The sequence below is a fragment of the Gordonia oleivorans genome, from assembly GCF_040044975.1.
GTDB lineage: Bacteria > Actinomycetota > Actinomycetes > Mycobacteriales > Mycobacteriaceae > Gordonia > Gordonia oleivorans.
This window is the reverse complement of sequence record NZ_JBDZDI010000008.1, coordinates 114,689-127,775: the sequence shown is the minus strand read 5'-3', so window position 1 is coordinate 127,775 and position 13,087 is coordinate 114,689. Positions and strand designations below refer to the sequence as shown.

General features: G+C 68.3%; 9 protein-coding genes. 7 read left to right on the top strand and 2 right to left on the bottom strand.

Annotated elements, in window-relative coordinates:
• The first annotated feature begins 45 nt into the window (after positions 1 to 45).
• Genes ABLE92_RS14340 through ABLE92_RS14325 form a run of 4 tightly spaced genes read left to right on the top strand, consistent with a single transcriptional unit; the run spans position 46 to position 9,635 of the window.
• Positions 46 to 2,703 (top strand): DUF6049 family protein, encoded by a 2,658-nt coding sequence (locus tag ABLE92_RS14340; RefSeq protein WP_496560807.1) that lies wholly within the window; start codon positions 46 to 48, stop codon positions 2,701 to 2,703.
• Between the two features lie 43 nt (positions 2,704 to 2,746).
• Positions 2,747 to 6,760 carry a murein biosynthesis integral membrane protein MurJ gene (locus tag ABLE92_RS14335; protein ID WP_348805451.1) on the top strand — a complete coding sequence of 1,338 codons (4,014 nt, stop codon included), beginning with the start codon at positions 2,747 to 2,749 and terminating at the stop codon, positions 6,758 to 6,760.
• A 14-nt stretch (positions 6,761 to 6,774) separates the two neighbouring features.
• Complete coding sequence (locus ABLE92_RS14330; RefSeq protein ID WP_348805450.1) at positions 6,775 to 8,139, top strand: MFS transporter; 1,365 nt, start codon at positions 6,775 to 6,777, stop codon at positions 8,137 to 8,139.
• Positions 8,136 to 9,635 carry a pyridoxal phosphate-dependent decarboxylase family protein gene (locus ABLE92_RS14325; RefSeq protein ID WP_348805449.1) on the top strand — a complete coding sequence of 500 codons (1,500 nt, stop codon included), beginning with the start codon at positions 8,136 to 8,138 and terminating at the stop codon, positions 9,633 to 9,635. The genes ABLE92_RS14330 and ABLE92_RS14325 overlap by 4 nt, the downstream gene beginning before the upstream one ends.
• 31 nt (positions 9,636 to 9,666) lie before the next feature.
• On the opposite strand, the gene ABLE92_RS14320 is transcribed toward ABLE92_RS14325, so the two are convergent.
• Together ABLE92_RS14320 and ABLE92_RS14315 are read right to left on the bottom strand one after the other, a co-directional pair.
• Entirely contained in the window at positions 9,667 to 10,251 is a 585-nt protein-coding gene (locus ABLE92_RS14320) for an LGFP repeat-containing protein (RefSeq protein WP_348805448.1), read from the bottom strand.
• A gap of 189 nt (positions 10,252 to 10,440) precedes the next feature.
• Complete coding sequence (locus ABLE92_RS14315; protein WP_348805447.1) at positions 10,441 to 11,391, bottom strand: sterol desaturase family protein; 951 nt, start codon at positions 11,389 to 11,391, stop codon at positions 10,441 to 10,443.
• Positions 11,392 to 11,511: 120 nt separating this feature from the next.
• On the opposite strand from ABLE92_RS14315, the gene ABLE92_RS14310 reads away from it, so the two are divergent.
• From ABLE92_RS14310 to ABLE92_RS14300, 3 genes are read left to right on the top strand one after another with little or no spacing between them, the layout of a single operon-like run.
• Complete coding sequence (locus ABLE92_RS14310) at positions 11,512 to 12,207, top strand: TetR/AcrR family transcriptional regulator (protein ID WP_348805446.1); 696 nt, start codon at positions 11,512 to 11,514, stop codon at positions 12,205 to 12,207.
• An 8-nt stretch (positions 12,208 to 12,215) separates the two neighbouring features.
• Complete coding sequence (locus ABLE92_RS14305; protein ID WP_348805514.1) at positions 12,216 to 12,644, top strand: PPOX class F420-dependent oxidoreductase; 429 nt, start codon at positions 12,216 to 12,218, stop codon at positions 12,642 to 12,644.
• 52 nt (positions 12,645 to 12,696) lie between these two features.
• Positions 12,697 to 13,071, top strand: a complete 375-nt coding sequence (locus tag ABLE92_RS14300) for a histone-like nucleoid-structuring protein Lsr2 (protein WP_348805445.1) — start codon at positions 12,697 to 12,699, stop codon at positions 13,069 to 13,071.
• Positions 13,072 to 13,087 lie beyond the last annotated feature (16 nt).

Genomic DNA, 13,087 nt, shown 5'->3' with positions numbered 1-13,087 from the left:
GCGTGGGTGCGACTCTTCGTGGTCGCCGCCGTCGCCACGCTGACGATGGTGTGTGCCGCACCGGCCGCCGCCGCACCGCAGACATCGGCCACCTCCACCGACACCACGTCCACAAGCACCACATCGGCAGACACCGACGGCGACGCCGGTCCGACCCGTTTCGCCCGCATCACCATCGATTCGCTGACGCCGTCGATGGTGACCAGCGGCTCGGGATCCACGGTGAGCATCACCGGTCAGGTCACCAACACCAGCAGCAGGACCCTGCGTGACCTGGGTATTCGCCTTGAGCGCGGGGATCCGGTGACCACGGCCGATGAGCTCCGAACCTCGCTGGCCGTCGAGCACCCGCCGGTGTCGGCGGCCACCGCGTTCGCACCGCTGGGCTCCGGTGAACTCGACCCGGGACAGAAGGCGTCGTTCTCGATGTCGGTTCCGCTGTCCGGTGACAACGGCCTGGACATCTCCGAACGGGGCGTCTATCCCCTGCAACTCAACGTCAACGGGATGCCCGACTACGGCGGGGTGGCGCAGGTCGCCGGATCGCGGACCCTGCTGCCGGTGTTGTCCCTGCCCCCCGACGCCGACCGTGCGTCGTCCTACCTCGACCCCATCGCCAGCGGCGGTGCAACGACCGTCCCGGGCCTCGGTTCGGACGGCTCGATCTCGGCGAACACGTCCGCACCGTCCCGGTTCACCATGCTGTGGCCACTCGCCGCGCCCCCACAACTCGCACCCGGTGTGCTCGGCGGCGACACCGAGCCGGTCCGCCTGATCAGCGAGGACCTCGCCCACTCCCTCGGTGACGGCGGTCGGCTCCACTCCCTGCTCGAACCACTGCAACAGCTGGTCGCCGACGCCGCGCCGAGCGCCGACGACGGTTCGGGGGGTGCCGGTTCCGGGGCTTCGGACACGAGTGCGGACACACCGGCACCGACGGCGGCGTCGCCCACAAGTCCCGCCCCGGTGCCGGCGGGCTCTGATCTGACCCGCGCCATGTGTCTGGGAATCGACCCGGATCTGCTGGTCACCGTGCGTTCGATGTCCCTGGGCTACGTCGTGTCGACCAATCCGTCGGACCCCATGTCGACGACCGTCCCGGGAACCGGGCAGGCCGCCGCGGCCGACTGGCTCGAGGAGCTGCGCGGCATCGCCCAACGGATGTGTGTGGTGGCACTGCCCTTCGCGGGCGTCGATCTGAGAGCACTCGCGACGGTCAAGAACACCGGTCTCACCGCCGCGGCACTCGACTCCCCCGCCGACATCGTCGACGCCATCCTCGATGTCACCAGCGTGCGCGGGTTGACCATCCCGGCTCTCGGCGCGATCGATACCACCGGCGCAGGTGTGCTCACGTCGACCGACCACACCGCCGCACTCACCTCGGCGGCCAACGTGGCCCCGCAACGGGCCGCCGACACCGGCGCCTACCGCATCGGTGATCTGTCGGCGCAGACCTACGACGAGCCGGTGACCGCGGCGCTGGCCGGCCTGGGCAGCCGACCACGCACACCTGCCATCACACCGGCCGATCAGGTCGTCGACCTCGCCGACGAATCCCCGCTGAGTCGGCGTCAGGCCGGAGTCGGAGCCCTCGCATTCGCCGCGATCACCGCACCCGACGACGACGCCGAGGACGCCCTCCCGTCCCGGACCGCGGAGTCCGACCTGCCCACCACCGGCCGATCCCAGCTCATCGTCCCGTCCCTGTACTGGTCGCCGACCAGCGAGGACGCCGACGCGCTGCTGTCGACCGCGACCGTCCTGCTCGGGGCCAGGACCGCCACGGCCACACCGCTGACCGACGTCGTGGCCACGATCAACGCGGCGGCCACGTCGGCGCGACTGACCCCGCCCAACGGCGTCACGGTGGCCTCGGTGTCGGTGCCGGTACCGGCGGCGACGGCCACCGCGATCGGCGATCAGGCCGACCTGACGTGGCGATTGCAGGGTTCCCTGCTCAACTCCGCCGACGTCCAGACCAGCCCGGAAACCTACCTGGCACCGCTGCGCGAGGATCAGTTGCGCGCGATGACCACTCCCGGCGAGCGGGGTTCGACCACCCGTGATCGGCTCGTACAGACCCGATCGGAGTCGGTCGCCGCCGTCGACGAGACATTGGGGCGGATGCAGTCGGCCGTGGCGATCCTCGATCCCGGCGGCCGCTACACCCTGGCCTCCGAACGCAGCCCCCTGCTGCTGGTGGTCCGCAACGACCTCGCGCTGCCGATCCGGGTGAACATCACCACCACGGCCCCCTCCGACCTCGACATCGGCGACCTCGGCACCATCGAGATCCCCGCCCGGGGTACCCGGCAGATCCAGCTGCCCACCCGGGCCAACTCGTCGGAGGCGGTCACCGTGACCATCGCCCTGTCGACGGTCACCGGCGTCTCCCTGGGATCTCCGATCACGCTGTCGGTGCACGCCAATGCCTACGGCAAGGCGTTGTTCATCATCACGATCATCGCCGGCGCGGCACTGATCCTGCTGACCGCTCGGCGTCTCTGGCATCGGTTCCGGGGCAAGCCCGACCCCGCCGACGCCGACCGCCCCGAGCCCGACGAGATCGAGCGACTGCTGGCGGCGACGACCTACCAGCAACGACGACGTACCCTGCAGAGCGAGGACGACCACCGCGAGGCCGAGCCGGCGCAGCACCCGCCGGCCGATGATCAGCAGGACAGCACCACGCACCAGTGACCAGCACAAGCACGACCGGCACTCAGATGACGAAGGCAGGGGTATGAGCGATCGAGGACCGGACGACGTTCCGCGTCGCGCCGCACCCCGTCGCATCCCGCCGAACCCCTCCGGTCGCGTTCCGCCGGGGCGTGTTCCCCCCTCACGTGTCCCACCCGGCCGTGTCCCGCCCGATCGGGTCCCGCCCGATCGTTCGCCGGCCGGTCCCACTCCCCTCGCCGGACCTCTTGCCGACGCCCCGCCGATCTCCGGGCATCGGGGTACCACGGTGGGCGCCGCGGCAGCATCGACGCCATCGGAGCCCACCCACGGCCGACACGAACGCGCCGCCCGGCCGGCTCCTGCCGGTGGCACGGTGACGGCCGACGCGCCGGCCACCGACGGCGACGGCGACGGCGGCAACGAGTCGCATCAGTTGGCGCGAGACTCCGATTCGAGCATCATGCGGACCAGCGGCTCCATCGCGCTGGCCACTCTGACCAGCCGCATCACCGGTTTCGTCCGTACCGTGCTGGTGCTGGCGATGCTGGGCCCGGCGATCGCGTCGGCATTCCAGGCCGCCTACGTGCTGCCCAACATGATCGCCGAGGTCGTGCTCGGTGCCGTGCTCACCGCGATCGTCATCCCGGTGCTGGTGCGCGCGGAGGCCGAGGACGACGACGGCGGGCGCGGCTTCATCAACCGCATCTTCACCCTGACCGTGGTCACGCTCGGTGTCGCGACCGTCATCGCGCTGATCGCCGCGCCGCTGCTGACCCTGCTCAACGTCGGCGACGGCGACGTCAACCGGCCGCTGACCACCGCGTTGGCGTACCTGCTGCTCCCGGAGATCCTGTTCTACGGACTGTCCGCGCTGTTCATCGCCATCCTGAACATGAAGGGCTTCTTCAAGCCCGGGGCCTGGGCACCGGTGCTCAACAACATCGTGCAGATCACCACCCTGGTGATCTACGCGCTGATGCCCGGCGAGATCTCACTAAATCCGGTGCGGATGACCGACCCGCAGCTGCTGGTCCTCGGCATCGGCACCACGCTGGGCGTCGTCATGCAGGTGACGATCCTGGTGCCGTGGCTGCGTCGCGCCGGTGTGCGCCTGGCCTGGAAGTGGGGCCTGGACGCCCGCCTGCGACGGTTCGGCAACATGGCCGTCGCGATCGTCGGGTACGTGGCGGTGCTGCAGGTCGGTCTCGTCGTCACCTACCGGATCGCCGCACACGCCGACGCGTCCGGCATCTCGGTGTACGCCACGCACTGGCAGTTGCTGCAGCTGCCCTACGGGGTGCTGGGTGTGACGATCCTGACGGCGATCATGCCGCGACTGTCGCGCAACGCCGCCGCCGAGGACACCCAGTCCGTCGTCGACGATCTCTCGCTGGCCACCCGTCTGACGATGGTGGCGTTGGTGCCGGTGGTCGCCTACATGACGTTCTTCGGGCCGGCGATCGGCATCGCCGTCTTCAACTTCGGGAAGTTCGACGCCGCGGTCGCCTCCCAGCTGGGCTCGACCCTGGCGTGGGGTGCCTTCACCCTCATCCCGTATGCGATGACGCTGGTGCAACTGCGCGTGTTCTACGCCCGCGAGGACGCCTGGACCCCGACGGTGATGGTGCTGGGTATCACAGCGGTGAAGGTCGCCTCGTCGTATCTGGGTCCGGTGCTGTTCAGCGACCCCGACCTGGTGGTGCGCTGGCTGGCGCTGTCCAACGGACTCGGCTACCTCGTCGGCGCGATCGTCGGGCACTACCTGCTGCAGAATCGTCTCGCCGCCGACCAGCGCGCGATCGGCAAGGAGCCGTTGCGGCCCACCCTCGGCTCCGCCTGGACGACGACGGTGACGCTGATCATCTCGATCGCCATGGCATTCGTCATCTGGCTGATCTCCGAGCTGTCCGGACTCCACCTGGCCACCCAGCACGGCAAGATCGGCTCGATTGCCTACCTGTTCTTCACCGCGGTGATCGTGCTCGGTGTGATCTACGCCGGGCTGGCGGCGGCCGGGGTGCCCGACGTCGTCGCCATTCTGACGGCGGTGCAACGGATGGCCGGCCGCTTCGTCCCGGCGCTGGCCCCGAAGGGCGCGCCCGAACCCGAATCCGCGGCAACCATCACGGTTCAGTTTCCGCGGATCACCGGTGACGAACCCCTCCCGTACTCTGGTCAGGTACAGGTCGTGAGGCGTTTCGACCGCGGATCCGCCACGTGGCAGTCGTATTCGGTGCACACCGGTGGCGCTGCCGGCAACACCGGCGTCACCCCGTGGTCACCACCGCAACGACCACCGGACATGCGCTATCGGAGAAGAGGAGTCCGCCGCGTGAACGAGAGCGGAGTCGATACCGGCCCTGAGCATCCGACCCCCCAGCGCCCGACCACCCAGCGCCCGAGCACCGACGGTGATACTCCGGCTCCGGCTGCGCCGCATTCCGCGGCGGCCACGCCGAAGGCAGCGCCGACGCCGAACGCCGTGCCCACCCCGAATCCGGATCAGGCCGACCCGATCCGTGCGCCGCGTCGCCGGGGACCTCGTCTCGTGCCGGGTGCCGCGGTCGCCGGCGGACGCTACCGTCTGCTCGAATCCCACGGTGGCACGCGTGGTCTGCAGTTCTGGAAGGCGCAGGACATCAACCTCGACCGCGAGGTCGGTCTCACCTTCGTCGACGCCGAGCAACTCGCACCCCCTCCCGAGAAGGGGTCGCCGACGAAGGCCGCCGACACCGGACCGCAGGCGGTGCTGACGCGCACGCTACGCCTGGGGCAGATCTCGTCGGCGGGTGTGGCGCGGGTACTCGACGTGGTCCGCGGGTCGTCGGGCGGCATCGTCGTCGCCGAATGGGTGCAGGGTTCCTCCCTCGCCGAGGTCGCCGGTACCCATCCGTCGCCGATCGGCGCGGCCCGCGCGGTCCGTGCCCTCGCGGCGGCCGCCGAGGCCGCTCACCGCTCCGGTGGGGCGTTGTCGATCGATCATCCCGATCGCATCCGCATCAGTGCCGACGGCAACGCCGTGCTGGCCTTCCCGGGCACCCTCGCCGGCGACGATCAGGCCTCCGACGTGCGCGGACTCGGTGCCGTCCTCTACGCCCTGCTGCTGGCGCGCTGGCCGTTGGACGCCGAGACCGGTTCCCGGCCGATCACCACCAAGGATTCGACGGCACCGGTCGCCGGTCTGGCCGTCGCCTCCCCGTCGGCGGACGGCAGTGGTCCCATCGAACCGCGTGAGGTCGATCCGGACATCCCGTTCGAGATCTCGGCGGTGGCCGCGCGGGCGCTGTCGGGTACCCGCGGTATCCGCACCGCGGCCACGGTGCAGCATGTGCTCGATCAGGCGACCGTCGTCGATCTGAAGACCGACATGTTGCCCGCGGTCACCGACTCCGACGATCCGCCCGTCACCATGGCACCGCCCGGACGTATCGGGTCCGATCAACCCGACCGGCGCAGCCGCAACCTGCCCCTCCTCGTCGGCGCGGCGCTGCTGGTCGTCTTCGTGATCGTCGCCCTGGTCGTGTGGATCACCGGCGTCTTCGGATCCGATGACTCGCAGACCGACATCAACGAGTTCCTGTCCACCACGCCGTCGCAATCTGCGCCCGCGGCACCGGGAGCGGCTCCGGCCACCGGTGCCATCACGCCGAGGTCGGCCACGCTCGTCGACTTCTCCTCGCAGTCCGGTGACAATCCGGGACAGGCACCGAACGTCATCACCGGGGCATCCGGTGGGTGGCGTTCGGATGCCAATTACGCCACCGCCGACTTCGGCAGTCTCAAGGACGGTCTCGGGCTGATGCTCGATCTCGGCTCCCCGCAGGCGGTCAAGACGGTCACCATCGCCACCACGACGCCGGGCTTCGACGTGGAGTTGCGCACCGCCACCAGCGCCGACGCCACGCTCGCCGAGACGACCCGCGTCGGTCAGGGCACCGTCGACCAATCGAGCACCACCCTGACGATCACCAATCCGCAGCAGGCCCGCTACCTGCTGGTGTGGATCACGTCGCTGCCGTCGAGCGGCTCCAACGGCTATCAGGTGCAGGTCTCCAAGATCACGATGACGAGCTGAGGCGAGTCGCCGACGTGACACGGTTGTCGCGTGCCACCGTGGCACGGTACGGCGTCGGGTCGCTCGGTACCGGTGGCTTCGCCACGCTGCCCGGCCTCGTCCTGATCTACTACCTCACCGACACCCTCGGCGTCGGTGCCGCGGTCGCCGGGATCATCGTGGCGGTGGCCAAGATCTGGGATGTCGCCATCGATCCGGGGATCGGCGCGTTCGCCGATCATCGCGTCGCGCGCAGTGGTTCGCGTCGGGGCGTGATGACAATCGGCGCGCTGCTGTTACCGGTCTTCTTCACCCTGACATTCGCCGCTCCCGCCGGCCTGCCGACCGGCGTCGACGCGCTCTGGGTTGCACTCGCCTTCCTCTTGGCCGCAACGAGTTTCAGCCTCTTCCAGGTTCCCTACATCGCGCTGCCGGCCGAACTGACCGACCGCTACGACGAGCGAACCCGACTGCTCACGGTGCGGGTGGTGGTGCTGTCGGTGGCGATCCTCGCGTTCGGTGCGGGTGGGCCCGCGCTGCGCGAGGTCGGTGGCTCCCCCACCGTCGGCTACCTGCTGATGGCCGTCGTCGCCGGAGTGCTCATCGGCGTCGCGATGTTGATCGCGGCGCGTGCCGCCGACGCGGCGCGGCCTCCGGCGTCACCGGACGACGGCTTCTCCCTCAGCGAGGGATACCGAACCGGCTGGGCGGTGCTACGTCGCAGTGAGCCACTTCGAACCCTGTTGGCCGCGTTCATGCTTCAAGGTCTGGCCACCGGTCTGATGCTCGCCGGGGCGCAGTACATCGCGACCTGGGTACTCGACTCCGAGGCCGCCATCTCCGGACTGTTCGCGGCTCTGATCGCCCCGGCAGTGGTGTTCGCACCGCTCTGGGGCGGATTCGCGCGCCACGTCGGCAAGGAGGTCGGATTCGCCTCGGCCACGGTCGTTTTCGCGTTGGCCGCGCTCGCGTTGGCCGGCCTGTGGATCGCGCCGGGCTGGTGGGTGTATCCGGTGATCGGGGTCGCCGGGGCGGCGTATGCGGGGATGCAGGCGCTGCCGATGGCGATGTTGCCGGATGTGATCAGCCATGACGAGAGCTCGTCGGGGCGTTCGAGTGCCGGTGTCGTCGGCGGGGTGTGGACGGCGGGGGAGACCACCGGGATGGCGTTGGGTGCGGTGCTCTTCACCGTCATCCTGACGGTGGGCGGGTACATCTCCTCGGATGCGGATTCGTCGGTCACCCAACCCGGGTCGGCGGTGTCGGCCATGGTGGCGGGTTTCAGTGTGGTGCCGGCCGTGCTCGCCCTGATCAGCCTGTGGTTCGTCATCCGTTACCCGTTGCGGCGCAGCGATATCGACGGTACGTTGCCGCCATCGAGCACCGAGGGGGCTCCATGACCTCACCGGGTACCGGAGGTCGGATCGACGACATTCTGCGCCGACTCGATTCGCTGCGCGCCGACGACGCGCCCACACACGGCGGCCACGTCCTGTCCTATGTGTACGACTCCGGTGTGGCCGAACTCGACGACCTCGCCCGGCGGGCCGCCGCCGCGGTGTCGGGCGTCAACGGTCTCGATCCGACGACCTTCCCGTCGGTCGCCCGGATGGAACACGACGTCATCGGGTTCGCGGCGTCGCTGATGCACGGGGATCAGGCGGTGGGCCTGGTGACCAGCGGTGGTACCGAAAGCTGTGTGCTGGCAGTCAAATCGGCCCGCGATCGGTGGCGGTCGGTCCACCCCGCGGCCGACGAACGTCCGGTCCTGCTGGCGCCGGTCTCGGTGCACGCCGCCTTCCACAAGGCGGCACACTACTTCGATCTCGACCTCGATCTGGTCCCCGTCGACGCGCAGGGAGCGGTCCGCGCCGCCGATCTCGTCGGGCGGTTCTCCTCGCGCACCGCGATCGTCGTGGTGTCGGCGCCCAATTACCCGTACGGCACCCTCGACCCGGTAGCCGAGGTCGCTCCCGCGGCGGCCGCGGCCGGGATCGTCTGCCACGTCGACTCCTGCATCGGCGGCTGGGTGCTGCCGTTCTGGGAGACGTCGGCGGATTCCTCGGAGATACTTCCGCCCTGGGACTTTCGGGTGCCCGGCGTCACCAGCATCTCGATGGACGCCCACAAGTACGGGTTCGCCCCGAAGGGCGCCTCGGTGCTGCTGTTCGCCGACCGGGACGCCAAACGCGCCGCGGGTTTCGCCACCGTACGGTGGCCCGGCTATCCGGTGGTGAATCCGACGATGCTCGGCAGCCGGTCGGTGACCTCGCTGGCCGCGGCGTGGGCCATCATCGCCTACCTACGTCCGGAATCGGGCACGGGCGTGGGTTTTTCCGGGCTCACCGCTCGTACGCGCCGCGCCACGGAGACCGTACGAGCCTGCATCGCGGGGATCCGGGGCCTGTCCGTCGTCGGTGACCCGGTCGGTCCGCTCTTGGCGGTTCGGTCGGATACCGCGGTGCCGCAAGCTGATCGGGTGGATCCGCATCTGTGGGCCGATCAGGTCCGTGGCCTGGGGTGGGTGCTGCAGCCGCAACCCGGTCTCGGCTCCGACCATCCGCACACCACTCATCTCACCATCACCCCCGTCACGGCCGATGTGGTCGACGAACTGTGTGCCGCCTTGGTCACCGGCGCCGACGCCGTGCGGGGTGCGCCACCCGTGGACCTGTCGGAGATCGTGACGGCGATACCGCAACTGGGGCGCAGTGGTGCACTCGATTCGGTTGCGGCCCAGGATGTTCTGGCGGCGCTCGGCCTGGGCGGTGGGGGAGCAGGGTCGGCGGCACTGCCCGATCAGCTCGCGCCGGTGATGGCGTTGCTGGAGGTCATCGAGCCGGAGCGCGCCGAATCCCTTCTCGCCGAGCTGATCGCGCGGCTCAACGAGGACTGACCACTGTGGCGTGCCCGTCGATCCGGCGGGATCAGCTCGGAGTCACCGTCACGCGTCCGTTGATGAAGGTGATGGTGCCGTGATCGTAGGTCTGACGCAGACCCCCGTCGGTACGGGTCTCGTCACTGGTCGGATACCCGAGTTCACCGTTCTCGTGGTTGCGCTCACCCCAGGCGTCACCGATCATTCCGTGCACCGCGAAGACCTTGCCGCTCTGCGGGTTCTGGTACAACGACCCGTTCTGCAGAGTGATGAACGAACCGCCGGTCGGCAGCGTCACCACCGGTCCGAGGGGCTTGCCGAGGTAGCCCTGCGGTCCACCGCGCTCGCCGTAGGACGCGGCGATGGCCTCGTTGTCGATGGTGATGTTCGCACCGGCGGCCGTGGTCAACGGAGTGGAGGTGGTGATGTTGGTGGGTGTCGCCATTGCGGTCGTCGATTCGCCGGACATGCCCGTCATCCCCGCCATGTCTTCTGAGGCCATCGTGCTCATCGTTTCCGACGACGCGGCGGTGGAATCGTCGTCGGACGAGCAGGCGGTGCCGACCAGCCCGAGGGCCGCCACCGCGGCGATCGTGCACAGCGTGCGCTTGGCGATTGCTCCGTCAATCATCATGCAGGACCCCTCTTTTCAGATGTGGACGTGGATCGGTCCACGCCGACGGCATCCACCGGAATCGGTGGTGCGAGTTCGAGGGGCGAGACATCGGTGGTGGACACACCGACCGTGGCGCCGCTCGTTCGCCGGGACGTGACGAACGGTCGGCCTCCCCCCACAAGCTCAGGCTGACTTTAGCATGGCGAACTATATCGTGTGTGGTTCCACTGAGAGTTCGGAATCCGTTGTCCCCACCGACACCTGCCCGCTGGGACGGCCAACGTCACGTGACACCGCCGGAGCCCAGCCGGGCGGACCGAAGACGTACCCCAGTCGGGCCCGCCAGTGGTCCGCGCGGCGCACGTCGCGGGCGATGGCGGCGTACTCGTGGGTCTGCAGCGTCCAGATGTTGTACGTGCCCACCGGTGTGGTGAGACCGTAGTGCGGCCGGTGGGTTTCGGCGGCGAAGGAACGGAACATCCGGTCCCACAGGATGAAAACGCCGGCGTAGTTCTTGTCGAGGTACTCCGGATCGCTGCCGTGATGGACTCGATGATGCGACGGCGTGTTGAGGACGAACTCGATCGGTCGCCACATCCGATCGATGTGCTCGGTGTGAATCCAGAACTGGTAGACGAGGTTGATTCCGTAGCACGCGAAGACGACGGCCGGCGGAATCCCGAGGAAGGGGAGTGGCAGCCACATCACCAGTGCCGCACTGATATTCCACTTCTGACGAAGAGCCGTCGCGAAGTTGAAGTACTCGCTGGAGTGATGCGCCTGGTGGGTCGCCCACACCAGACGTACCCGGTGGGAGATCCGGTGGTTCCAGTAGTAGAGGACATCGACGCCGATGAACCCCATGACCCAGGTGTACCAGGCGGTCATCGGCAACTGCCACGGCGCGAGGTAGGCGAAGATGGCCGTGTACACCAGCAGACCGGCCAGTTTCCAGGCGGCGCTGGTGGCGATGGACACCAATCCCATCGTGATGCTGGCGGTGGCGTCCCGGCGTTCGTACGCGCCGGACGGCTTGCGGCCGTCGTCGTCGTGGTCCTCGAGTTTCCACGCGGCGATCCACTCGAGGATCAACAATGCGAGGAAGAAGGGCACCGCGAGCAGCGTGGGCTCCTGCATGGGGTCCGGCAGCAGATCCATCGGCATTCCATCCTTCCGCGATCTGACACAGCCTCGTGTCAGATAAGTATGTGACATGGTAGCGTGTCACATGCTCGCCTGTCCACGGTTCGTCGACGGCTGCTTTCGTGAGGAGACGACATGCCCGGTGCACGAACAACCACCGAGGGACGGCGATACGGCGGTGCCGACGCCGACGAGCGGCGGGAACGTCGGCGCGCCACTCTCATCGAGGCCGGGCTCGATCTGTTCGGGGAGGTCGGGTATCCGCATGTGTCGGTGAAACGTCTCTGCGAGCGGGCCGGCCTCACCCAGCGGTACTTCTACGAGTCCTTCGCCGACCGCTCCGCGTTACTCATCGCGGTGTACGACCACTGCGTCGAGATCGCGCGGTCGGCGACCGTTGCGGCCGCCGATGTCTACCTCACCGGGCCCGATGGCGTTGCGCCTGCCGAGGTTCCGGCCGCCGCGAGAGCGGCACTCGGGGCCTTCATGGACGCGATCGCCGGCGACCCGCGACGGGCTCGCGTCATGCTGGTGGAGGTGGTCGGCGTCGACCCGGAGGTCGAATCCACTCGTCTGCGCGCGATTCACGAGTGGGCGAATCTCGTTCTCGCGCTGGCGATGGGGGAGAGGGCGGTGAGCGTTCCGCAGCGTCTGGCCGCGATCGGCCTCGTCGGTGCCGTCACCCAACTCCTGGTCGACTGGTACTTCACCTCCATCGCCGCCGATCCCGTCGATATCGGCACGACCACCGATGTCGGTCTCGATACCGTCCTCGACGTCAGCGTCGAAATGTTCATCGCGACCCACGACCGGTTGCTACGGCAGGCATGATGGTTGCCATGTCGAATTCTGAATTGACCGATGACGTGATCGACTTTCTCACCGCCGGTACGCGGACAGGCAAGGTGGGTTTTGTGGCGCGCGACGGACGCGCACTTGTCGCACCGATCTGGTTTATCGTCGACGACGGTCAACTCGTTTTCAACACCGGTTCGGCGACCGCGAAAGGTCGTGCACTGCAACGTGATCCGCGGATAACGCTGCTCGTCGACGATGAGCGGCCGCCCTTTTCGTTTGTTCAGGTGCAGGGCGTGGCGACCGTGGGTGACGATCCCGACGAGTTACTGGATACCGCAACGCGTATCGCCGAACGATACATGGGTGCCGAGTTGGCCGGACAATACGGACGTCGCAACGCGGTTCCGGGGGAGTTGGTGGTGCGCTTGACGCCCACCAAGGTTATTGCGCATTTTGCCGTTGCGGACTGAATCGGGGGCGCGGCGTCCCCGGCATGGGGGACTCGTAGGTTATCCTCTGCTCGTGGCAAAGAAACAGATTGTGTCGATCATCGACGACATCGACGGCCGTGAACTCGATATCGACGAGGCACACACCATTTCCTGGTCGTGGTCGGGCGTCGACTATCAACTCGACGTATCTGAGGTCAATCTCGATAAAATCGAGAACGGTCGCGTCCCGGTGTCGAAGCTGCTCGAGGTGTCCACCCGGACCGGCGGTCGGCGACAGTCCACCGCACCACGCGTCACCGCTCCCGCCGCCAGTCCGTCCACCAACGGCAAGGGCGGCGCGGATACCAAGACCATTCGGGAATGGGCTCGCGAGGCGGGATACGAAGTGCCACTTCGTGGTCGGCTCCCCAAGGAGATCGTCGACGCGTACGACGAGGCGCACTAGAGAGCGCACCCGCCTT

Coding starts and splice junctions, on each gene's coding strand:
- ABLE92_RS14340 (WP_496560807.1), top strand. CDS start 46: ATGGTGTGTGCCGCACCGGCCGCCGCCGCACCGCAGACATCGGCCACC.
- ABLE92_RS14320 (WP_348805448.1), bottom strand. CDS start 10,251: ATGATGATTGACGGAGCAATCGCCAAGCGCACGCTGTGCACGATCGCC.
- ABLE92_RS14305 (WP_348805514.1), top strand. CDS start 12,216: ATGTCGAATTCTGAATTGACCGATGACGTGATCGACTTTCTCACCGCC.
- ABLE92_RS14335 (WP_348805451.1), top strand. CDS start 2,747: ATGAGCGATCGAGGACCGGACGACGTTCCGCGTCGCGCCGCACCCCGT.
- ABLE92_RS14315 (WP_348805447.1), bottom strand. CDS start 11,391: ATGGATCTGCTGCCGGACCCCATGCAGGAGCCCACGCTGCTCGCGGTG.
- ABLE92_RS14325 (WP_348805449.1), top strand. CDS start 8,136: ATGACCTCACCGGGTACCGGAGGTCGGATCGACGACATTCTGCGCCGA.
- ABLE92_RS14310 (WP_348805446.1), top strand. CDS start 11,512: ATGCCCGGTGCACGAACAACCACCGAGGGACGGCGATACGGCGGTGCC.